This window comes from Acinetobacter sp. ANC 3903 (assembly GCF_002135315.1).
Lineage (GTDB): Bacteria > Pseudomonadota > Gammaproteobacteria > Pseudomonadales > Moraxellaceae > Acinetobacter.
Map to the genome: position 1 here is coordinate 140,483 of NZ_NEGA01000006.1, position 19,691 is coordinate 160,173.

The 19,691-nt window shown below is 40.6% G+C and carries 30 protein-coding genes and 1 tRNA gene; 29 read left to right on the top strand and 2 right to left on the bottom strand.

All coding sequences use genetic code 11. The features are described from left to right. Window positions 1-10: 10 nt before the first annotated feature. From B9T29_RS06245 to B9T29_RS06285, 9 genes are all read left to right on the top strand, one after another. Window positions 11-466, top strand: coding sequence for a phage regulatory CII family protein (locus B9T29_RS06245; protein WP_086175095.1), 456 nt, complete (start codon window positions 11-13; stop codon window positions 464-466). Between the two features lie 53 nt (window positions 467-519). Then, window positions 520-876, top strand: coding sequence for a hypothetical protein (locus B9T29_RS06250; protein WP_228146567.1), 357 nt, complete (start codon window positions 520-522; stop codon window positions 874-876). A gap of 2 nt (window positions 877-878) precedes the next feature. Then, window positions 879-1,181 carry a hypothetical protein gene (locus B9T29_RS06255; RefSeq protein ID WP_086175096.1) on the top strand — a complete coding sequence of 101 codons (303 nt, stop codon included), beginning with the start codon at window positions 879-881 and terminating at the stop codon, window positions 1,179-1,181. Then, on the top strand, window positions 1,178-1,606 hold the full coding sequence (locus B9T29_RS06260; RefSeq protein WP_086175097.1) for an HNH endonuclease: 429 nt from the start codon (window positions 1,178-1,180) through the stop codon (window positions 1,604-1,606). The genes B9T29_RS06255 and B9T29_RS06260 overlap by 4 nt, the downstream gene beginning before the upstream one ends. Next, entirely contained in the window at window positions 1,599-2,651 is a 1,053-nt protein-coding gene (locus B9T29_RS06265) for a replication protein (RefSeq protein WP_086175098.1), read from the top strand. The genes B9T29_RS06260 and B9T29_RS06265 overlap by 8 nt, the downstream gene beginning before the upstream one ends. Continuing rightward, window positions 2,648-2,908 (top strand): hypothetical protein, encoded by a 261-nt coding sequence (locus B9T29_RS06270; RefSeq protein WP_086175099.1) that lies wholly within the window; start codon window positions 2,648-2,650, stop codon window positions 2,906-2,908. Before B9T29_RS06265 ends, B9T29_RS06270 begins: the two co-directional genes overlap by 4 nt. Then, window positions 2,905-3,312 (top strand): hypothetical protein, encoded by a 408-nt coding sequence (locus tag B9T29_RS06275; protein WP_086175100.1) that lies wholly within the window; start codon window positions 2,905-2,907, stop codon window positions 3,310-3,312. Before B9T29_RS06270 ends, B9T29_RS06275 begins: the two co-directional genes overlap by 4 nt. A gap of 2 nt (window positions 3,313-3,314) precedes the next feature. Then, window positions 3,315-3,815 (top strand): hypothetical protein, encoded by a 501-nt coding sequence (locus B9T29_RS06280; protein ID WP_086175101.1) that lies wholly within the window; start codon window positions 3,315-3,317, stop codon window positions 3,813-3,815. A gap of 91 nt (window positions 3,816-3,906) precedes the next feature. Then, window positions 3,907-4,611 (top strand): transglutaminase-like domain-containing protein, encoded by a 705-nt coding sequence (locus B9T29_RS06285; RefSeq protein ID WP_086175102.1) that lies wholly within the window; start codon window positions 3,907-3,909, stop codon window positions 4,609-4,611. Between the two features lie 25 nt (window positions 4,612-4,636). On the opposite strand, the gene xseB is transcribed toward B9T29_RS06285, so the two are convergent. Both xseB and xseA read right to left on the bottom strand, forming a co-directional pair. Then, window positions 4,637-4,831 (bottom strand): exodeoxyribonuclease VII small subunit, encoded by a 195-nt coding sequence (gene xseB, locus B9T29_RS06290; protein ID WP_009586282.1) that lies wholly within the window; start codon window positions 4,829-4,831, stop codon window positions 4,637-4,639. Beyond that, on the bottom strand, window positions 4,824-6,086 hold the full coding sequence (xseA, locus tag B9T29_RS06295; protein ID WP_086175103.1) for an exodeoxyribonuclease VII large subunit: 1,263 nt from the start codon (window positions 6,084-6,086) through the stop codon (window positions 4,824-4,826). Before xseA ends, xseB begins: the two co-directional genes overlap by 8 nt. A 223-nt stretch (window positions 6,087-6,309) precedes the next feature. Between xseA and B9T29_RS06300 the strand changes: the two genes are divergently transcribed. The 20 genes from B9T29_RS06300 (at window position 6,310) to B9T29_RS06395 (ending at window position 19,682) form a co-directional block, all read left to right on the top strand. After that, window positions 6,310-6,555 carry a hypothetical protein gene (locus B9T29_RS06300; protein ID WP_086175104.1) on the top strand — a complete coding sequence of 82 codons (246 nt, stop codon included), beginning with the start codon at window positions 6,310-6,312 and terminating at the stop codon, window positions 6,553-6,555. An 89-nt stretch (window positions 6,556-6,644) separates the two neighbouring features. Then, entirely contained in the window at window positions 6,645-6,932 is a 288-nt protein-coding gene (locus B9T29_RS06305; protein ID WP_086175105.1) for a hypothetical protein, read from the top strand. A 94-nt stretch (window positions 6,933-7,026) separates the two neighbouring features. Continuing rightward, a tRNA-Met gene (locus B9T29_RS06310) sits at window positions 7,027-7,103 on the top strand. A 183-nt stretch (window positions 7,104-7,286) separates the two neighbouring features. After that, complete coding sequence (locus tag B9T29_RS06315; RefSeq protein ID WP_086175106.1) at window positions 7,287-7,523, top strand: hypothetical protein; 237 nt, start codon at window positions 7,287-7,289, stop codon at window positions 7,521-7,523. A 1,168-nt stretch (window positions 7,524-8,691) separates the two neighbouring features. Further along, complete coding sequence (locus B9T29_RS16255) at window positions 8,692-8,865, top strand: hypothetical protein (RefSeq protein ID WP_171263993.1); 174 nt, start codon at window positions 8,692-8,694, stop codon at window positions 8,863-8,865. A gap of 76 nt (window positions 8,866-8,941) precedes the next feature. Then, window positions 8,942-9,124 carry a hypothetical protein gene (locus B9T29_RS06325; protein WP_086175108.1) on the top strand — a complete coding sequence of 61 codons (183 nt, stop codon included), beginning with the start codon at window positions 8,942-8,944 and terminating at the stop codon, window positions 9,122-9,124. A gap of 53 nt (window positions 9,125-9,177) precedes the next feature. Beyond that, window positions 9,178-9,615: a hypothetical protein gene (locus B9T29_RS06330; RefSeq protein ID WP_086175109.1), complete on the top strand. Its 438-nt coding sequence runs from the start codon at window positions 9,178-9,180 to the stop codon at window positions 9,613-9,615. Beyond that, complete coding sequence (locus B9T29_RS06335; RefSeq protein WP_086175110.1) at window positions 9,575-10,216, top strand: putative metallopeptidase; 642 nt, start codon at window positions 9,575-9,577, stop codon at window positions 10,214-10,216. The genes B9T29_RS06330 and B9T29_RS06335 overlap by 41 nt, the downstream gene beginning before the upstream one ends. Before the next feature lie 45 nt (window positions 10,217-10,261). Further along, the gene (locus B9T29_RS06340; protein ID WP_086175111.1) at window positions 10,262-10,726 is read left to right on the top strand and encodes a DUF2280 domain-containing protein; all 465 of its coding nucleotides are present in this window, start codon (window positions 10,262-10,264) and stop codon (window positions 10,724-10,726) included. Next, window positions 10,716-12,122: a phage terminase large subunit gene (terL, locus tag B9T29_RS06345; RefSeq protein ID WP_086175112.1), complete on the top strand. Its 1,407-nt coding sequence runs from the start codon at window positions 10,716-10,718 to the stop codon at window positions 12,120-12,122. The genes B9T29_RS06340 and terL overlap by 11 nt, the downstream gene beginning before the upstream one ends. A gap of 12 nt (window positions 12,123-12,134) precedes the next feature. Beyond that, a complete protein-coding gene (locus B9T29_RS06350) occupies window positions 12,135-13,604 on the top strand; it encodes a phage portal protein family protein (protein WP_086175113.1) in 1,470 nt (489 codons plus the stop codon). Between the two features lie 2 nt (window positions 13,605-13,606). After that, window positions 13,607-14,812, top strand: coding sequence for a phage minor head protein (locus B9T29_RS06355; RefSeq protein ID WP_086175114.1), 1,206 nt, complete (start codon window positions 13,607-13,609; stop codon window positions 14,810-14,812). A gap of 45 nt (window positions 14,813-14,857) precedes the next feature. After that, entirely contained in the window at window positions 14,858-15,472 is a 615-nt protein-coding gene (locus B9T29_RS06360) for a hypothetical protein (protein ID WP_086175115.1), read from the top strand. 55 nt (window positions 15,473-15,527) lie between these two features. After that, window positions 15,528-16,493, top strand: a complete 966-nt coding sequence (locus B9T29_RS06365; RefSeq protein ID WP_086175116.1) for a hypothetical protein — start codon at window positions 15,528-15,530, stop codon at window positions 16,491-16,493. Further along, window positions 16,493-16,876: a hypothetical protein gene (locus B9T29_RS06370; protein ID WP_086175117.1), complete on the top strand. Its 384-nt coding sequence runs from the start codon at window positions 16,493-16,495 to the stop codon at window positions 16,874-16,876. Before B9T29_RS06365 ends, B9T29_RS06370 begins: the two co-directional genes overlap by 1 nt. A 3-nt stretch (window positions 16,877-16,879) precedes the next feature. After that, entirely contained in the window at window positions 16,880-17,953 is a 1,074-nt protein-coding gene (locus tag B9T29_RS06375) for a major capsid protein (protein ID WP_086175118.1), read from the top strand. Window positions 17,954-17,963: 10 nt separating this feature from the next. Next, window positions 17,964-18,254: a hypothetical protein gene (locus B9T29_RS06380; RefSeq protein WP_086175119.1), complete on the top strand. Its 291-nt coding sequence runs from the start codon at window positions 17,964-17,966 to the stop codon at window positions 18,252-18,254. A gap of 7 nt (window positions 18,255-18,261) precedes the next feature. Further along, window positions 18,262-18,702, top strand: a complete 441-nt coding sequence (locus B9T29_RS06385; protein ID WP_086175120.1) for a gp436 family protein — start codon at window positions 18,262-18,264, stop codon at window positions 18,700-18,702. Window positions 18,703-18,709: 7 nt separating this feature from the next. Beyond that, window positions 18,710-19,258 carry a phage virion morphogenesis protein gene (locus B9T29_RS06390; RefSeq protein ID WP_086175121.1) on the top strand — a complete coding sequence of 183 codons (549 nt, stop codon included), beginning with the start codon at window positions 18,710-18,712 and terminating at the stop codon, window positions 19,256-19,258. Next, complete coding sequence (locus tag B9T29_RS06395; protein WP_086175122.1) at window positions 19,251-19,682, top strand: hypothetical protein; 432 nt, start codon at window positions 19,251-19,253, stop codon at window positions 19,680-19,682. Before B9T29_RS06390 ends, B9T29_RS06395 begins: the two co-directional genes overlap by 8 nt. Window positions 19,683-19,691: the final 9 nt, after the last annotated feature.

Genomic DNA, 19,691 nt, shown 5'->3' on the forward strand with positions numbered 1-19,691 from the left:
GGAATTTCACATGAACATTATCGATGCTGCATATAACACGGTTCACGATTACCCAGGCGGTTCAAGTGCCTTAGCAACCCGTATGGGAATCAAAAGCCCGGCTGTACTAAACAGCAAAGTGAATCCAAATACTGAGACTCACCACTTAACACTTGCTGAAGCATCAAAGCTGATGGCCTTAACTGGTGATTATCGAATCTTGCAGGCTTTGGCTGCTGAACACGACATGGTGGCAATTGATCTGCCAGATATTCCTGAATGTCGCGATATGGCTCTTACCGACACAATTTTATGCATCGGCACGAAAGGTGGTGATGTGATGAGTAAGTTTCGCGAAATGATGGCAGATGGCCGTATTACATCAGGTGAGGCTAAAGACATGTCGAAGATCATTCACCAGATGCATATCAAATTAGGGCAGCTTGATGCAGAGATTCAAGCATGTATCGAAACCCCACAAAAATAAAAAGCCTGATTTTGTGAATCAGGCTTTTTGTAATTCATCGAAAGGAAAGGTCAATGAATATAAGCAGGAATTTACCACAACAGATCGCTGATAAGAAGGCGGGTGAGGGCAAAAAATTGCAGGTTCCGATGAGTGAGTTTCAACATATCGGAAAGCAAGAGATCGACTTGAGCTTGGCACCGGATGAAGCTTACGTGAAATGCGATTTTCTTAAAGGGGATGTGGTGGTTTATATGGACCACATATCTTTCGATAGCCTTCAAACAATTGATAACTATCAGCTTAATGAATACTACTGGCTTGAGAATGGCCAGCTTGTCCACCGAGCCGATATTCGATCTGCTACTCCAGGTGAACTCAAGGCTAAACGCCGTCTGGATCAACCCACTGCATTATTTGTCTCGGGGTGATCATGAATAGCCAGTTCCAGAAACAGCCGGACTTTAAGCAACAGCAGGGTATTCAATCATTTTATGAACCGGCTTTGTGTGTGCTGAATGAAATCCATGAACAAAAGAAATTAAGTCTTCGCAAAAAGGGCTATGACGAAAACAACGCCGCCGTTACCAAAATTGAATTATCCCATTTAATGGCGCGGAGATTTCGCATCACGATTTACCTGGCTGATCAGATCGTATCAAGCCTGGTGAAATCGAATGCAGTTGAATCATTTGGTGGATACGTGAAGCCAAAAGCAGTTGAGGTACAGCCATGAGAGAAGATCAAGTAAATAGAGATGAACGAATTTATTGCGATATATGCCATACAAAAGAGATATTCAATCCTATTCATCGAATGAGTAGTCGAATACGCCTATGTGTTGAGTGTGCAAGAGAAGTAGCCAATCTATATGTTTATGATTTTGAAGTTCGTTGGATAGATGCGGACTATGCAGAAAAATATGGGTCAGCAACTAAGAGCAAAGTTCGCAAAACCCTTCCTAATGCTACAAGAGAATTCATTTTTAAACGAGATGGCTATACCTGTTTGCATTGTAAGAGCACAACCGATTTATCAATAGATCATATTATGCCTGTTGTGCATGGTGGTGGCGATGAATTGGAGAATCTCCAAACATTATGTCGTGTCTGTAATTCTAAAAAAGGTTCTAACCTTTTAAGTGAGGTTGACCATGAGTAAGTTTGTTCCAAATTCCTTTCAGCTTACAAATGCATTCGTTGACGAAGCGATGAATAAAATCAGTGATGCTTCAGTCAAAATCTATTTGTTAATTGTGAGAAAAACTCGAGGTTGGGGAAAAGAGAGTGATTCACTGTCATTAAGTCAGTTAGAAGCACTGTCTAAAAAAAGTCGTCCTACGGTTGTGAAATGCTTAAATGAACTGATAAAGGTCGGATTAGTCAAGAAGGGTCATCAATCGAAATTTGGTAATGTTTATTCGTTAATTGATAACTACAGCATTGGTGAAATTATTAAATTCCCTAGTAAAAAATCTTTACTAGTAAAAAACTTCACACCATTCAAAAATGGACTAGTTAAAAATTTTAACTATCCTAAACTTGATGGCAAATTAGACAAAAAATCAGTTCAGATATTAAGCGAAATACGCTTAAATTTTCCTAGTAAAAATTCTTTACTAGTTAAAAGTTTTAACCAGACTAGTAAAATATTTTTACCGCAACTAGTAAAAATTTTTAACACACAAAGTAAAACTATCAAAAGAAACTATCAAAATAAAAAAAAGAGCTGGTTAATTTTGAAAAATTTGAAAGATGAAATTGCTTTGGCAAATGATTCAATTCCAGTTGAGAAAATCACTGAGGCCACTTGGTTCAATCGTGAGTTAACTGCATTTGAAAATTTCAATGCTGAACGAAATCACAACCAAGGATTCAAAATTTATTTGTTCGCTGATTGGTTGATCAAGGCGTATTTCAAATACGAAAAACAGACCAATTTGAAATCAGCTCTGGATAATCCTCAGAAACAATCTGGCTCAGAACGTAAACCCACAAACCTTAGTGAAAAACAGATTCACACCTTCGCTCAGAAACTTTCCCAGCATCCTGAGTTTTCAAGCAAGTTCTCTGAACCAGGTGAGTCCTACGAAAAACTTGCAGCTCGTATCGCCGTAAAACTCGAAGATCCAGCACAAGCCAAAAAATGGGAATCGTATTTGAAACAGGTTGGGTTCAATGGATCACTCCCGGGAGCTGCAGCATGACTGATGCAGAGCGCACGTATACAAACCTGATGATCTTCAAAACAATGGCATCAACCAAAGGCCGCATCTCTGTTAAACAAATTCATGCAGCGATAGAGCCAAACATGGGGATTTCAATTCGTAGTTTGCAGCGTTACCTGAATGATCTGGCTCACTGGGGATTGGTGGCCAAGGATGGTGAAACACCACAGGGATTTAGCTTAACTCACCATGCAAAACAGCTTTTTGCAGAGTTGGCCAGTGGGACAGATGCATGACCAGCTACTCAATTGCTGAATACAAGAAAATGATTGGGGCACCTAAACCTAAACGAGGCTCTAAGCGTCCTAAGGTCAAGGATGAGAAAGTACCGAATGAGTTTGAAGTAAAGTTGGCTAGGGAGTTAAGGGCCCTAAAAATCAACTTTGAACAGGAATACCAATTTCACTCAAAACGGAAATGGCGAGCTGATTTCCACCTGGTAGGCAAAATGATTTTGGTCGAAGTTGAAGGTGGGATCTGGAGTGGTGGCAGACATACGAGAGGTAAGGGATACATTGGGGATATGGAGAAATACAACGCAGCAGTAATGATGGGTTACCAGGTAATACGGTTTAGCACAGAGCAAGTAAAGTCAGGTTTGGCGGTTCAGCAAATAGAGAAGATGGTTGGAGATTTATAACGATGAGTACTGCAGTAGCGAAGCAACATATTTTACAGTCGGTGGATTGGTCACGTTTTGATTTAGAAGGCTGGTTACAGCAGTTTGGGGCATGGTTATATACCAACACAAGTTCAAGCGGTCGTACTGTGAATCCTATCGCCGTGGCTATGGACAATGCTGTAAAGGCGAAGAAATCTAAAAAGCTTAATTCTGACCAGCAGCTGCAAATTATTGCGGACTATCTCACTGGGGACTATGTACCACCTAAACCACGTAAAACGAAATTGACTTGTGAAATTGATGACAATGAAGCTCGAGCAGTTCAGCGTCTGGTTTTGGATCTGCAGGGGCAATCAGAAGTACTGGATGATTGGATCGATGCCATTATTAGCCGTTATTTTTACAGCTGCTCATGGTCGGAGATGGTGACAGATGAACGCAGTCAGTTAGATGCCCGGATGGATGTGAAGTGTGGGTTGGCTGCGTTGCATAGTCGGTATGGGTTTATTGAGTTTATTTAATTTTGGAGCTAAAAGGATTAAAAGTTTATTGACCTTGGTCTAACTCCATAGTTTTGAATAAAGATAATGGAAACCGAGAGAGATCATTGTGATGGAAGAATTGCTGAAAGAAACACCTATATTGGACTATAACCACCTTTTAATAAAAGATTTAATTGAGCAAAGAAAATGGAATGAGTTAAGTGATGCAGAAAAAGTCAAAAATATTTATAACTTTGTTCGAGACGAGATTAAGTTTGGCTATAACACTGGGGACACGATTTCTGCTTCTGATGTTTTAAAAGCTGGCTATGGCCAATGCAATACAAAAGCAACTTTATTGATGGCGCTGTTAAGAGCAGTCAAAATACCGACTCGACTGCATGGCTTCACTATTGATAAAGAGCTACAGAAAGGGGCGATTGACGGTATCTGGTATAAGCTTTCACCTAAAAACATATTACATAGTTGGGTAGAGGTTTATGTGAATGAGCATTGGTATATTTTGGAAGGAGTCATTCTTGATAGGGAGTATCTTCAAGAACTAAGAAACATCAATAAAAACGTCACTAAGACATTCTGTGGTTTCGGAGTATTTACTGATAATTTTGATAATCCACCTATAGACTGGAATCTAAATAATACTTTTATTCAAGACAAGGGAATTAACCAAGACTTCGGTATATTTGATAGCCCTGACGATTTTTATAGAAGTCACCAGCAAGAGCTTAGTTATATTAAAAGTCTATCTTTTAAGTACTTTATAAGACATTTAATGAACAGGAATGTAAATACGATTAGGAATAAACATAATTAGAATTTATCTAGGTCTTAACTTAAACCTATTCCTTAAAAGTCTCATTCAAAGCCTGTTGCACTGCATCTACACGTGACTTGCAGGCTTTGTAAGCAGACATAGACTCTTCAACGATCTTCATCAAATTATCAATATCAGGTTCTTCTTGCGACTCAAGCAATTCAGCATTCTTTTTAAGAACTTCATAACCTTCTTTAAATGTTAATTCTTTTTTAGTCATTGCTTATTACCTGAGTCACTGTGGCTTCGATGATACCATCCTGTAATTCTATCTGGATGCTGTCACCTGAAATTTGTTGGATGGAACGAATGGCTTTGCCATGGCTACGAACGATACCGTAACCCTTGGCCATCACATTACGGGGATTCTGTAATAGGGTTTCACGCATCAATGAATCAACCTGATTGGAGGCTAATTTGATTTGCTGTTGGGCTAAGTATTGCAATGTACCTTTCATCAAATCCAGGCTTTTATTGGCTTCATTGATCTGGCCATGAGCAAGCGTTTTAATTACTCGGAGGTACTGGTCATTTTGGCTTTGATACGCCGTGATCTGGTGCTGGGACAATAGCTTGATCGTTTGTAGAGAATCTAAAACTTCCTGGGTGCGTTCAACAATTAGATTGCGAATACCGCCAATTACTTTGCTAGGTGTATCAAAAGACCGGTGCGCCACTTCATCCAGAATGGTTCGATCTTTTTCATGGCCAATACCCACCCATATAGGAACTGTACGTTTACAGAGTAGGGCGGCCAAATCATAGTCATTCAAATAGGCCAGATCATTCACAGCACCGCCACCACGAATAATCACAATCAGATCTGGTGCAGCTTTAAAGTCTTTAGCCCACTGACGTAAACCATCGCCCAATGAACCAATGATTGAAGCTGCAGCTGTATTTCCCTGAAAGGTCGCGTTGTGATAAACAAAATGGCAAACACCGGCTTTATCTAAGGCATCTGCATCTTTCTTGAAGTCACCTAAACCTGCAGCATTTTCAGGGGCAATGACCAGGACATTTTGAATATCGAATGGAGTGGGGAGTAGCTTATTTTTATTAGCCAAACCTTCAAAAGTTAAGCGTTCTAATATCTGCTGATAGCGCCGTGCTATATCACCTAAGGTGTAACTTGAATCAATATCTTCAACATTAACCGAGAAACCGAATTGAGGGCTGAAAGTAGCTTTAATCTTAATCAGAACGTTCAGATCTCGAGATAATTCAATTCCGCTTTCTCGCTCAAACTTTAATACCATTTTTGCTGCAGCAGATTTCCAGATCGTCGCTTTGCAACTGGCAATCACTTTGTCTGTATCTTCTTCTTTTTCAGCCAGCTCTAAATAGTAGTGTCCACCTTTAATACTTAAATTCCTAATCTCAGCTTTAACCCATACCGGTTCATCGAAAGTTACACGTATAACTTCTTGTACAGTTGAAAGGTATTCACTTAAGGAAAGCTGAAAGTCGGGCATGGAAGAGAGGATTTCCAAGATTATTAATGAAAATAGTATATAACCATGAAAATAAAGGCAATGTAGATATATTGACCTTGCGCAAGGGATATGGCATATTTCAGGTATAGTGATCGAAGTGTACGTTAAAGCACTAGATTGATTTAAAAGCTCGCCAAATGGTGGGTTTTTTTATTTGTCACACTCATTTGCTATTCTTTGGAAAAAATACCGGGCTGTTGTTATGAGTGCATTAACTAAAGACGAATTACAGTCATTATTGGCAATAGCAATACAAGAGAATGAAGAATTAAAGGAAGAAAACCGAAAGTTATTGTTAATGGTTACTGATTCTGCTGAGCAAATAAAGAAAGCTGCTTATATTACTGAAGAGTATCAGCGAATGTTTAATGAGATTACCGAAGCGCTTAGAGCTCGTTATCCTGAAGGGTTTAATGTTGTTGAATATATTCCAAAACACCTAAGTTAATTCATATAAAAAAATTGAAGCTCGCCAAATGGTGGGCTTTTTTCATATTGCCGATGGTATAGTGGGCTACCAAATCAGTAATTTGTTTTATGTCAGAATTTTATAAATACCGATACACTCAAATAAGTGTATTGGGTTCATTACCAACACACAAAGTGCTTATAAGTAATATCCCTAATAAAGCAAAATTGGTATTTGCCGATAATACTTTTATATATGGCTCAATTTCTGATTGGGTGTTAGGTAATTCAGATTTTGATTCACGAGCATCAACATGGCTAGAAGAGCCAAAGGCTTTTTTGGAAGATGAGAGAAGAAGACTGAGCCTTTATAGGGCTTCTCATCCGTTGTTTAAGACTGAGCCGAGTATGGGTTAAGATGTTTAATTAATCTAATTGCCTCTGTAAGTGACTATATTTCTAATAAAGTTTGCTTTGATGCTGCTTATGACGTATAAAGTCACCTCGTTGATGCGGGATGGAGCAGTCTGGTAGCTCGTCGGGCTCATAACCCGAAGGTCGTTGGTTCAAATCCAGCTCCCGCTACCAACGAAAAAAGATTCAAAGTTTATAGCCCAGTCTACCCAGACTGGGTTTTTTTATGGCTGCTTTATGTATAAAGCAGCAGTGTGAATATTTGTATTAGTGATGATCTAGAAGGGCAAACTTTTTTGATACGAGATATTCATAAAATTAAAGTATGATGTTTTTTTAGGTTTCAGTTCAATTCAAATGCCAAATATCAGTGTAAAAAAACTAGATAAACTTATTGGTGATATGGTCTCAAAAAATCAAACACCTGAAAAAATATTAATTGGTTATAAGGCTTATGGCGAGCTAATGAAAGATCGCAAATTCTTTGAAGAAGTGGTCGGTTCAGCTATGGAGCCCAGTAAGCGAAAATATAAGAAGTTTAAAATTAGAGTTACTCAAGATGATTATCAGCTTGAGGTGAAGGGTCTAACTTAATAGATTGATATATCACTAAAAGCTCGGTCATTTGATCGGGCTTTTTTGTTGCCTAGTGTTTTTGATGCACAAATGAATTTGTCTCTCAAAATAACCAAAAAAGGAGAATCAAAATGCCAGCATATGCATAAGGGTATTGCGCCACCCGAACCAAGGGCGATTTTGATTTGTGATGTCGTACGTTAATTTGTTCGGCTACCAGCGCAAACGGTGGGATGCAGAAACCAGCCGTATAAGTGGTTTGAATCCAATGTGATTTCGTCACACATTGAGTTAGCCTCAGAGCCTTCAGTTGTGGGTGACACCCCGCCTAAAAAGAACGAAAAACATAAAAGTAAAATCAATAGCTAACTTTGAGTTTACGAGTAGTGTTAAGTAGCGGTAGATCAGTTGCCGAGCTGATTAATATCGAAACTAAAGGCAAGGGTGTGGCAGATCACCACATCCTTTTTATGCCTTGAGAAATGCCCGTGTAAGCAATATCAGGGCACCTAGATTCTAATTCCCTAGAGTTCGCTGGAATTAAATTATAAAAAGACATTTACCCTGCTGACGGTACCTTTATAAATGAAGGGACCATATCGAGTATATTAACGTAATGGTGAGCTTTTTTAATATTTAATAAATCATTAATTAAGTTTTTATAATATATTGATTTGTCTTGTATTATTTTAATTTTTGGAATATTTAGCCAGTGAAAACTATTTGAATAGTGTACAAAATGGTCAATAGAAACTGCTGTAGTTTCTGAATGACCTCCCAAGGTCCTTAGTTTATAAGCCCACGTCATCTTTCCATGTGTGGGCTTTTTTTTGCATGGAGAAAAGCAATGCTCCGTTTGTTAATGTGTTTATTCGGCCTACATGGTGCGACAGAAATCGATTACACAATTGATGATGAAGAAATCAAGGTGTGTCGAGATTGTTTGAAAGAAGTTAAATAATTTGCCGGACGTATTACGGCACATAAGACCCCGCTAAATATGCATTATTGGTGGGGTTTTTCTTTTCTTATTGGTGGTGTCTATGGCTTATATCGTAGTGGCTTTTGTATCGTTCCTTATTGGATATGCTTTGTGTTTTAGATGGTTCCAGAAAGACATTATTGAAGGAAAGCCAATTGTGTTTAACAAAGGTGTGTATGTAGCTACCAAAAAGAAGATTGAACCATGACAGACAAAGTACAAGCGAAACAAGACTTAGAATTTTGCAGTGCTGAGCTGTCTAAGTATCAGAATCTCAGTCGATCAGGTTTAAAGCATCACCAGTTAATGGTGATTGATGAAATCATGATTGGGCTTAAAGATCGGATTAAGAATTTACGTACGGTACTTTATGCATAATAATTTGCCAAATTAGTACAAATTAATTAAATTAGTTATTCAATAATAATTAACTACTAATTTAAGGTAAATCAAAATGTTAATAAAGCATGAAGATAGAATTGTAAATTTAAACAATGTTTCATATATAAAATTAAATGAAAAATCTCTAAAAATTATTTTTTATTTTGATGATGAGCATAGTTGTAGTTTTACATTTGAATCACCAGAGGCATTTTCAAATTTTGTTTCTAGCTTAAAGGCAAAAGAGATTGTGTAAGAATTAGGAATTGTATAAAACCTCCTCCGGGAGGTTTTTAATGGGTGGAATTTATGGACATAGATGACTATTTCTGGAAAACCAAGAAACGCCCACATAAAACTAAATCGCGCACTAAGCCTCTACCAAAAGCAAAAGAGGCATATTTAGAAGAGGAAGAAACCTTATTTCAAGAATTAGAAGAATATCGAATTGGTTATCGACGGAAGTTTCAATTTGAATCAACCAAAAATTGGCGGTTTGATTTTTACATTGTGAAGTTAAATCTTCTTATCGAAATCGCTGGTAGCCCATGGTCAGTTGGTCGTGGTGGGAAAAAGATAGCAAATGCATTTTCCAAATACGATGATGCTGAAGAAATGGGATACACATTTGTGCGTCTTGAGCCTCATCAAATTGAGTCGGGTTATGCAATTAACTGGATTAGAGGTCAGTTGGAGAGATTAGAAGATGGACCAGTTCAGACCATTCCCGCCGACAGATCTGATTGATCGTGCAGAAGAGCAAGAAGCAATTTTATTAGCACCAGCCGTAGAGTTAAAAGAATGGGTTGTTAAAAACTGGCTGACCATTGGTGGTGAACTTCATAACCCGGATCATGACCACATTGCTGAGTTACTGCATGATGATGAAACCTTTCTAGCATTTGCTTGGGCTTCATCGGCCGCCTTAGCTAAAAAGCGTATGGTGCTTGGCCAATGTGAAAAAGTGATGTTTAACCAAGGTGGATGGAAGAAGGCACGACAAGAACAGCAGATGCGTGACTGGTTTGGTTTTGTGCCGGTGTATCTAATCACTGTAGATGCGGCATTTTGTGAGCAAACTTCAGATCGTGAGTTCTGTCGTCTGATTGAACATGAGCTTTATCACATCGGTGTTGAACGTGATGCAGATGGCGAGATTATTTATAGCGACCATACCGGTCTACCTAAACATTACCTGGCTGGCCACGATGTCGAAGTGTTCTTCGGTGAAACCAAACGCTGGGGTGCAGATGAGTCAGTAAAACGACTTTTGGAAATCGCCAAGAATGCGCCGTTTGTATCTGAAACTAATATTGCTGCGTGCTGTGGGAACTGTGTCATCGGTTAAATTTTTTGCCCGTCTTCTTAGACGTGCTTAGACGGATTGAGATTTATGGCCAGACTTAAAAAAGAGGTACAAACCTATATAGTGCGGTCACTTGCACAGTTTAATACTCCTCAAGAAACAGCCATTCTTGTCAAAGAAGAATTTGGAATTGATGTTACTCGACAGCAGTGTGAGGCATATGATCCAACTAAGCGTATTGGTAAAGATTTAAGTCAAGCTTTAAAAAAGGAGTTTGAAGCAACTCGAGAAGAATATTTAGATAAACCTAAAAATATTCCTATTGCTAACCAGACTGTTCGGCTTGAACTGTACCAAAAATTAATTACTAAAAATAAAAGTCCAGCAATGGCTTTAAAGATATTGAAACAAGCTGCACAAGAGGCTGGTGGTCAATTTACAAATAGGCAAGAAATCACTGGTAAAGACGGCAAGCCAATTGAAACAATAAACTCAAACGTGCCGACTGAAAGCTACCTTAAGGCAAGGGAGCGGGCTTTAAATGAATATTGATCCAGCACGCGAATTAGCAATTCAGATTGAAGCCCAAGAGGATCTGTATTTCTTCTCTCGCTATATGTTTAAAGAGCATCGCAAATACAAGTGGCTGCATAACTGGCACCATAGAGTGGTTTGTGATGCTTTGATGAAGGTATTCCGGGGTGAAACCAAGCGTCTAATCATTAATATTCCACCGCGATACTCTAAAACTGAATTAGCTGTAATCAACTTCATGGCCTGGTGCTTTGGTAAGGTGCCGGATAGTGAGTTTATTCATGTCAGTTATTCTGCCACCCTTGCAGCAAACAATGCCTTTCAAACACGTAATTTAGTGCAGGAAGAAGCGTATAAGCGAGTATTTCCTGATTTTGCATTGCGTGATGACAGTAAAGCCAAAGATGACTGGCGCACTGCTAAGGGTGGGGTTTGTTACTCTCAGGGTACTGGCGGTACGATTACTGGTTTTGGTGCTGGTAAATTTCGAGATTCATTTGGTGGTGCCATCATTATTGATGACCCACATAAAGCCAGTGAAGCTCGGTCAGACACGATTCGTAAAGGTGTGATTGAGTGGTTTCAGAATACACTTGAATCACGTACTAACTCACCTGATACGCCGATCATTGTCATTATGCAGCGTTTACATGAAGAGGACTTGGCAGGGTGGTTACTTGATGGTGGTAATGGTGAAGAATGGGAGCATTTAGAACTTTCAGCCATTCAACCTGATGGCACGGCCTTATGGCCAGAAAAGCACTCGATTGAAGTATTAAATCGAATGGAGTTGGCAGCGCCGTATGTATTCTCAGGGCAATATCGACAAAGACCATCACCACCAGCCGGTGGTTTTTTTAAGCCTGACAATATTGAAATCGTGGATGCATTACCTGCCGATATTACCCATCACGTACGTGCATGGGATTTAGCATCTTCTGAAAATGAGGGTGATTACACTGCAGGTGTACGGGAAGCTAAAAGCCGTGATGGGTATATCTATATTGTTGATGTAGAGCGTGCACAGTTAGGGCCTGATGGTGTTGAAAAACGTATCAAACAAACTGCTGAGTTGGATGGAAAATCTGTAGCGATAAGATTGCCTCAAGATCCCGGCCAAGCAGGTAAGTCGCAAGCGAAAAACTTCATCACCAAACTATCGGGTTTTAATGTGAAAGCTGAAACGGTATCGGGTGACAAGATTACTCGTGCACAACCTTTTGCTGCTCAGGTCAACGTAGGCAATGTGAAGATGCTTCGTGGCGACTGGAACAAAGCATTCATTGAGGAATTGCGAAACTTTCCAAATGGCAAACATGACGACCAGGTAGATGCTGGTAGTGATGCATTCAATGAACTAAATGAAGCAAGAGTTGGTAAGAAACCTGCAGGTGCGGGCACTCGAACTTATTGATAAGGAAAACACATGGCAAAGTCTAAAAAGGACAAAGCGTCAAAGAAGGCTTTGTCTTATGGCAACTTATACACTCAAGAAGCAGTCACTCAGTTTTTGGTGAATTTTGGGAAGCAACCAGATACCGATGAAGTGCTTCGTAAAGCAGGGATTGCACGCCATAGATTGCGTGTGTTGCTGGATGATGACGAGATTGCACAGGCGGTTGAAACCCGTGTAGACGCATTGCTAGCAACGCCGTTGAGAGTTGAGCCAGGCGATACTAAAGAGGCTGAGATGCTGAATTTAGTATTGAAAGAATGGTTTCATGAAATTGCTACTGGTGCCATGAGCGCATTGTTCTTTGGTTATTCTGTTCAAGAGGCTGTCTATGAACTAAAGCCGGAAGGCTTTATGGGTATTCAGTGGATCGGCGAGAAGCCGATGCAATGGTTTGAGCCTAAGAACGATGGTCGTTTAATTTATCGGCAAGATGGCCATAATGCAGAGCGTGAAGTGGATCAGGTATTCAAATTCTTCTTAACACGCCGTAAAGCCACATACGAGCAGCCTTATGGCAAGGCATTGCTAGCCACACTGTATTGGTTATTCTTCTTTAAGCAAAACGGTTTTAAGTTCTGGGCGAAATTCCTGGAGCGCTTCGGTACGCCAATTCTGCTTGGTAAATGCAAAGATACTGAAACTGATGATATGAGCAAAGCACTATTAGATGCTCATGCTCAAAGTGTTTTGTCTATTGATATTGAAGATGATGTGCAAATCCTTTCTGCACCAGGAACAAGTGGGACAGCCGGTGCAGCATTCGAGGCCTTTAACAATCAATTGGTTCGCCAGATCCAAAAGGTTGTATTGGGGCAGACGCTCACCAGTGGTACCGATGGCAAGGGGAGTTATGCATTAGGACAAGTGCATGAGAATGTACGAGCAGATAAGCTTAAGTCGGATATTCGCTTAGTAACACCAACTTTGCAGGCAGTGGTTAATGCGCTTTGTGCATTAAATAGCTGGGGTGAATATAAGGTCATGCTTGGCGAAAAGCCAAAGCCACTCAACAAAGAACAGGCAGAGCGTGATGCTCATCTTAAAAATGCCGGGGCTAACCTGACACCGCAATATTTTCAGCGTGAATATGGATTGCAGGACGGTGATATTGCTGAAGTGACACCTCAAGGTGACACCAAGGTGGCACCAACGTTCACCGCCTTCCCAAAGCAGGCATTCAGCTTTAAGGCATCTGCCAACAAGTTATCTGCAGCGCAGCAAGAAGTTGAAGAGCTGACGGATGGCCAAGGTGATTTAGAGCTTTTAAATCAGGATCAGATTAAACAATTGGTGGCTGAATCCGATAGTCCTGAAACTCTAGTTTTTAACTTGGCAAAGTTATTACCTGAGGCATCACGGACTGAATTCACTGCGAATTTAGATCAGGCTTTATATGCGGCTGATGTGCTGGGGTATGCAATCTCAAGTAAGGGTGAATAACGATGCAACCAGTCACATTCCTTGAGGCGCTTCAGTATGCTCACAGCAAAAAGATTGTACTCCCGGATGAGTTCTACTCAATGGACCTTAAGACCCGGCAGATGGCGACTACGGTTAGCTTTTTATCAAGTCTTGAACAGATTGAAACCGTCATCAAGGCTGTGAATAAATCGATTGCAGACGGTGGAACATTTAACGACTTCCAAAAGCTAATTGCTGAATCTGAAATCATTCTGCCAAAGCATTACCTGGACAATGTGTTTCGTACAAATATCCAGAATGCATATGGTCATGGGCGGTGGCAGCAACAACAACGGAACAAAGCTAAACGTCCATACCTGATGTATTCAGCTATCAATGATAGTCGAGTGCGTCCTAGTCATTTGGCTTTGAATCGAATTGTATTGCCGATTGATCATCCATTTTGGTTGACCCATTACCCACCGTTGGGCTTCCGTTGCCGCTGTACCGTGATTGCCTTAACCGAGAAGCAGGCATTGAAATACGGCATTACACCTGATGATCAGTTGCCAGAGGTTGCTGAGGCTTTGGATTGGAGTTCTCATCCTTTGCAGTTCGGCGAGCTTGAATCACTGGTGGATAAAAAGATCAGTGCTTCATCTCTGGATAAGGAATATCTCCTCGAGCAGAAAGAAGTGATTAGGGCTGAATGGACTGCATCCAAAAAGCTGACCAGTTTATTCGCTCCAATGGATGATAAGAGTCGGGATCTATTCGATACGGTGGCCAATACGGTGATTCCACTCGATCCACAAATCAGACCAAGTGCGATCCGTACCTTTCTGGATTATACACAAGGTAATGATGCTGCATTGACTTCATATCTTAGCCAGCCGTCAATTAGTTTGGCTGATGATGTACTGAAGCGCTGGGTTAAAGAGGATATGGCAAATATCCAAGCTGTATCAGCAAACACTTCACCTGTTGTGACGGGGTCTGCTTCATTGGCTTATGCAGCATCTTTAGAGGTGGGCAAGGTCGTCACCTTAGATTCACCGTTGCTGATGACTGGTAGTGGCTCAAGCATCGTGATTCAGATTGAGAATGCAAAAGGTCTAGGTATTGATCTTGAAAAGCTTAATGCCGGACAGGGTGTGCTGTTTCAAATGGGATTGTCTTTTGAGGTAGCTTCGGTGGAGATGATCGAGGGTAAGATGGTTTATCTACTTAAAGCTTTGAATAATTGAATTTTTATATTAGATTAGGTTCAAAATTAACTTATTAACCATAATATGGAACTCTTTTTAAAATTACTGACAGTTGTAGGATCAATCGTTGTACCAATCTTCATTGCATTTTGGAATACGAAGAACTCGATCAAAAAACACCCTAAAGAAGAGTTTGCTGAAGATGTGAAAATTGCAGAGAGGTTTGCTACTGCAGTAAATACTGCTCAACCCATGTTAGTGAAGGATAGATTAACTCAGCAATTGCTTGAGACTAAAAAAGTTACGTATTTTGAGGTTATGTACTTCTATGAATATTCTGACATGGAGAAATGGGTTAATAAATATATAAGCGTACGTGATGAGCTTAAGTTGGTTCGAAACTCAAAGGGTGAAATTGTAAAAATTCACCATCCTCATTCTCGCAAAAAGGCTATTTTATTTAGTTTAGGGTATATCTGTTTTGCACTCTTAGGTTTACTACCTTTTCTGTTTATAAATTGGTATACCGAGACATATTTCAATAGTATAGATTCTAAGCAATATCTTGTTGTTTTTAATCTAATAATATGGCCAATTTTATCTTTAATTATAGCGCTCACATTTTTGATAGAAGGTATTAAATACAAAGATGCCAAAAGATTTGTAAAAAAGTTTGAAGCTGAGGCAATAAAAGTCTAAGCCTGATTGAAATCGACCGCTCCTTAAGGGGCGGTTTTTTTATGGAGCATGAAAAATGCCAGATCCAAATGAAAAGCCAAAGGATCAGTTTTGCTTTGAGCTTGGTACGTTTGCAGTTGAGCAGCCCGTAGAAGGGAAGAAAAAGCGCACCTTCACAGGTGTGGCTTACAGTGGTGAACCGATCGTCGACCACTGGTATTGGGAACGAGTCATTTTTGATTTGGATTCCATTGAAATAAAAGGTCGTATCCCAGCTTTACTTGAACACTCACCTCGACAACGCGTTGGTGCAATCAATAGCCATAGCGTCAACCACGAGCAAGGTTTGGTGATTTCAGGAGACCTGATGAGTAATGAGTTCGGTACACAAGTTGCTCAAGACTCGGATGATGGTTTTCCATGGCAAATGTCGGTGCGTATTGAGCCGGGCAATGTGGAAGAAATTGCACCCGATAAAACAGTTTTCGTAAACGGTAAAAACTACCAAGGACCAATTACGGTATTCCGTCATGGTCGTATTCGTGAAGTGTCTTTCTGTGCTTTGGGTGCGGATGACAACACAAATGCAGTGGCAGCCAGTCACTCTCCAAAAAACTTTAATCAACCAGAGGGCACAGACGTGGACCTAGAACAAGCGAAAGCAAAAATTAAAGAGCATGAGCAAACCATTTCAGGTTTGCAGGATCAGGTTAAAAAGTTTGCTACAGATAGGCGTAATGCTGAGATTGATGCTTTGGCCAAAGCCTTGAACAAAGAGTTTAGTGCTGATGAGAAATCCAAGTTTGCTGCAATGCCAGATGATGCATTTGATCTGATGGCTGGAACACTTAAGCAATTTGCAGCAGGCAGCCAACAACCGCCAGCTGGACAGCAACAACAGCAACCAGCACCAAGTGTTAATCCAGCATATGCACACTTGTTTAATCATCAGGCAACTGGTGGTCAAGGTGGGCAAGCTCCACAAGGATCAGCTTTGGATCAGGCATTCGCCAAATTTGCGGCATCTCAGGAGTCTAAATAATGGGAACAATTACTCAAACGATTACCACCAATCAATTGGTGGTAGGTGATGGTATTCGCACTGAAAATGCCAAAGTAAAAACAGCAACTGCATATAAACGAGGTGATTTACTCAACGTTGGTGCAAATAATGTGGCTGATCATCCTATTGTTACCACTGGTGTGGTAGGGGATTGGAATGCAATTGCTGTGTCAGATTTTACAGTAGAGCAAGCTACTTACCATGCTGCAAATAATCTTGAAATGCCAATCTACACACAAGGCCCTTTCGATATTGCTGTAGTTACTGTGAACGGAGTTCCATTAACCACAGATCAATATGATGCAGTACGTGCACAGGCACTAAAAAACAAAATTGAACTTCGTAAAGTTGTGGGGAATTAAGACATGAGTCAAACTTTTACATTTCAAAATGCACCAGTTGAATTGCTGGATGTACCACAGCTGGTGCTACTGACTGATACTACTCAAAAGGTTGACACCTGGTTGATTGATCGATTTTTCCCTCAGCGTGTTTCGTACACCAAAAAGGAAGTTCCGGTTGGTGAGCTGAATACAGCAACTCCACTTGCGCCGTTCGTTACTCCGACTACAGCTGGTCGCCAAATCAAAGTAGGTGAATCTGGCAACGTAAAATTCGTGAAGCCTGCTTACTTAAAACCAATGATGACGGTTATGCCAAGTGAAGTGCAAAACACTGCCCTGATCGCACGCTTACGTCAATTTGGTGTGATTGCGACCGGCTCAAACCGTTTATCCGATGCGGATCTATTGTTAATCGATCAGGCTCAAAAGGCTTTATATCTTCGCCAATCTATCGAAAATCGAAAGTTATTGATTGCCCGTGATGTCTTACTCTACGGTAAAACCACTTTCGCTTCAGCAGACTTCCCAATGTATGAAGTAGATTATGAGCGTAACCCTGCTTGTAACTTCACGCCGTTGATCAAATGGGGACAAGCCGGCGCTACTCCTGTTAAAGATATTCAATCAATGATTGACTTATCTGTTGAGCACTCAGGTACATCGCCGAATATGGCTTTGACCACTTCCAAAGTATTTAATACCTTAATTAAGGATGCTGAGTTTAAAGAAAAATTCATCGCTCCTTATGCGGGTATTAGTGTTCCAATCACGCCAACTTTTGACCAGGCTGATAAGCCTCAGTTCCGTGGCACAGTGGATAATATTGAAATCTGGACGTATGACGTGAAACACAGCATGGAAGGTGCTGCGGAACGTTTTATTCCTGAAGATTTCTTCGGTCTTGTTTCTGATGCAAATGGATGGATCGCACATTGTGCATTGCAAAACGTTGAAGCATTTGGCCAGGCCTTGGAATTCTACTTAAGCCAATGGCAAGAAAAGAACCCTTCAAGCATTCAATTATTAGCTGAATCCTCTCCACTGGCTGTTCCAAATAACAAGAATGGTTTAGTTGGTGGTCGTGGTTTCGTTTAAGGAGAACTAAATGCCAAAGTACATTGCAAAACAGTCGATCGGACATTTCCGTCCAGGTCAGGAAATCGAAGGGCTTGAAGCTAACCAACTTCAAGCCCTTTTAGCATCTGGGGCTATTGAAGAATATCAAGAGCCTAATGAACCTAAGGCAGATGGCGCCGCCGCACGTTTGGCTGAACTGGAAAAGGAAAATGCTGAATTAACCAAAGCCAATGCTGATCTTGAAAAAGCACTATCTGATTCTCAAGCGGCTTTGAAAAAAGCGAATGCTGAACTAAAGAAAGCTGCCGAAGCTAAATAGGTGATCTATGTACGCGACTGAAGCGAATTTGGTCGCACGATTTGGTGATGAGATTAATAACCTGAAACTCATGGTGACTAATCCCAAATTTGTTGAAGATGCAATTCAGGATGCAACTGAAGAAATCAACGGTCATATCGGTGGTCGTTATCCTTTGCCGTTGCCTAATGTGCCTAGCAATTTAAAGCGTATGGCGTGTGATATTGCGCGCTATCGTCTTTATTTTGAGAAACCGACTGACGAAGTACGGCAGCGCTATGAGGATGCAATTGCATTCTTAAAACGTGTTGCTGACAACAAAGCACATTTGCAAATTCAATTGCCTGAAACAAATGAAATCGTGGACGATCAACCGAAAAACAAACCATCTACTGCACCAATCGGTACCACTTATACAGGTGGTGTATTTGGTGATTCCATCTTGGATCAAATGCCAAGCATGAAGTGAGGTGTTTATGAGTGGTGTAGCGATATCGATTGAGGCTGATGGCGAATCCGCAGTGATGCAGGCTTTGGCTCATCTATCTGCCTTTGATCAAAGTAAGCCAAAGCTTTTTGATGCAATTGGACAAACAGTGGTGAGTAATATACGTAGCCGCTGGACTAAAGGTGAGGGATTAGAGGGTAAGTGGCGCTTATCAGGACGTGTAATGCGTGAGGGTGGTACCACGATGCGTGACACATCCAGATCAATGAACTCTATTACTCACAATGTGCTTGCTGATGGAGTCGAAATTGGTACCAATGTTGTTTATGGTGCGATTCATCACTTTGGTGGAGAAATCCACTATGAAGCACGTATGCGCCGCACTTACTTCAGACAGAACCAGCGGACAGGTTTAGTGGGTAACAAGTTCGTGCGTAAAGCCCGTTCCAATTTCATGCAGGAAAGTATGGGTAAAGCCTACAAGATCAATATGCCTCGTCGCCCATTCCTTGGTTTAACTGAAAGTGATGAGCAGGAAGTATTAAACCTAATTACGGAGCATTTAACAGATGACTGAGGATGAAAATTTCTTTGCGGTCCGCAGTGAAATTGCAGAAAAGCTGAAAGAGATTATAGATTTTAAAAAAATCTACACACCAGCCAATTCTGCAAAAGTTACAGAGCTTTCCCAGGTAACTCCAAATGCACAAGTCTACTATCGCCGTGTCCGCATATTAGATGATGCAGGGCGCTCTTCTGCAAATATGCTGAACCAGCAATGGGAAGTTACGATATCTGAACGGCATGCAGCCTCACAGCTCAATGATGGATCTGCGGTGCTTGATCGTGTGGGAATTTTAACAATGAAAGTTTTAAAGCTTTTATCTGGTTGGAAGCCTGACTCAAGTATCCGACCATTAAATATAGTAGCAGTTGAGGAAGACTATTCATCAACATGTGTCTACATCACTCTGGTATTTGAATCAAAACTTATTACTTAGGAGCCACTC

Coding starts and splice junctions, on each gene's coding strand:
- B9T29_RS06245 (WP_086175095.1), top strand. CDS start 11: ATGAACATTATCGATGCTGCATATAACACGGTTCACGATTACCCAGGC.
- B9T29_RS06250 (WP_228146567.1), top strand. CDS start 520: ATGAATATAAGCAGGAATTTACCACAACAGATCGCTGATAAGAAGGCG.
- B9T29_RS06255 (WP_086175096.1), top strand. CDS start 879: ATGAATAGCCAGTTCCAGAAACAGCCGGACTTTAAGCAACAGCAGGGT.
- B9T29_RS06260 (WP_086175097.1), top strand. CDS start 1,178: ATGAGAGAAGATCAAGTAAATAGAGATGAACGAATTTATTGCGATATA.
- B9T29_RS06265 (WP_086175098.1), top strand. CDS start 1,599: ATGAGTAAGTTTGTTCCAAATTCCTTTCAGCTTACAAATGCATTCGTT.
- B9T29_RS06270 (WP_086175099.1), top strand. CDS start 2,648: ATGACTGATGCAGAGCGCACGTATACAAACCTGATGATCTTCAAAACA.
- B9T29_RS06275 (WP_086175100.1), top strand. CDS start 2,905: ATGACCAGCTACTCAATTGCTGAATACAAGAAAATGATTGGGGCACCT.
- B9T29_RS06280 (WP_086175101.1), top strand. CDS start 3,315: ATGAGTACTGCAGTAGCGAAGCAACATATTTTACAGTCGGTGGATTGG.
- B9T29_RS06285 (WP_086175102.1), top strand. CDS start 3,907: ATGGAAGAATTGCTGAAAGAAACACCTATATTGGACTATAACCACCTT.
- xseB (WP_009586282.1), bottom strand. CDS start 4,831: ATGACTAAAAAAGAATTAACATTTAAAGAAGGTTATGAAGTTCTTAAA.
- xseA (WP_086175103.1), bottom strand. CDS start 6,086: ATGCCCGACTTTCAGCTTTCCTTAAGTGAATACCTTTCAACTGTACAA.
- B9T29_RS06300 (WP_086175104.1), top strand. CDS start 6,310: ATGAGTGCATTAACTAAAGACGAATTACAGTCATTATTGGCAATAGCA.
- B9T29_RS06305 (WP_086175105.1), top strand. CDS start 6,645: ATGTCAGAATTTTATAAATACCGATACACTCAAATAAGTGTATTGGGT.
- B9T29_RS06315 (WP_086175106.1), top strand. CDS start 7,287: ATGCCAAATATCAGTGTAAAAAAACTAGATAAACTTATTGGTGATATG.
- B9T29_RS16255 (WP_171263993.1), top strand. CDS start 8,692: ATGACAGACAAAGTACAAGCGAAACAAGACTTAGAATTTTGCAGTGCT.
- B9T29_RS06325 (WP_086175108.1), top strand. CDS start 8,942: ATGTTAATAAAGCATGAAGATAGAATTGTAAATTTAAACAATGTTTCA.
- B9T29_RS06330 (WP_086175109.1), top strand. CDS start 9,178: ATGGACATAGATGACTATTTCTGGAAAACCAAGAAACGCCCACATAAA.
- B9T29_RS06335 (WP_086175110.1), top strand. CDS start 9,575: ATGGACCAGTTCAGACCATTCCCGCCGACAGATCTGATTGATCGTGCA.
- B9T29_RS06340 (WP_086175111.1), top strand. CDS start 10,262: ATGGCCAGACTTAAAAAAGAGGTACAAACCTATATAGTGCGGTCACTT.
- terL (WP_086175112.1), top strand. CDS start 10,716: ATGAATATTGATCCAGCACGCGAATTAGCAATTCAGATTGAAGCCCAA.
- B9T29_RS06350 (WP_086175113.1), top strand. CDS start 12,135: ATGGCAAAGTCTAAAAAGGACAAAGCGTCAAAGAAGGCTTTGTCTTAT.
- B9T29_RS06355 (WP_086175114.1), top strand. CDS start 13,607: ATGCAACCAGTCACATTCCTTGAGGCGCTTCAGTATGCTCACAGCAAA.
- B9T29_RS06360 (WP_086175115.1), top strand. CDS start 14,858: ATGGAACTCTTTTTAAAATTACTGACAGTTGTAGGATCAATCGTTGTA.
- B9T29_RS06365 (WP_086175116.1), top strand. CDS start 15,528: ATGCCAGATCCAAATGAAAAGCCAAAGGATCAGTTTTGCTTTGAGCTT.
- B9T29_RS06370 (WP_086175117.1), top strand. CDS start 16,493: ATGGGAACAATTACTCAAACGATTACCACCAATCAATTGGTGGTAGGT.
- B9T29_RS06375 (WP_086175118.1), top strand. CDS start 16,880: ATGAGTCAAACTTTTACATTTCAAAATGCACCAGTTGAATTGCTGGAT.
- B9T29_RS06380 (WP_086175119.1), top strand. CDS start 17,964: ATGCCAAAGTACATTGCAAAACAGTCGATCGGACATTTCCGTCCAGGT.
- B9T29_RS06385 (WP_086175120.1), top strand. CDS start 18,262: ATGTACGCGACTGAAGCGAATTTGGTCGCACGATTTGGTGATGAGATT.
- B9T29_RS06390 (WP_086175121.1), top strand. CDS start 18,710: ATGAGTGGTGTAGCGATATCGATTGAGGCTGATGGCGAATCCGCAGTG.
- B9T29_RS06395 (WP_086175122.1), top strand. CDS start 19,251: ATGACTGAGGATGAAAATTTCTTTGCGGTCCGCAGTGAAATTGCAGAA.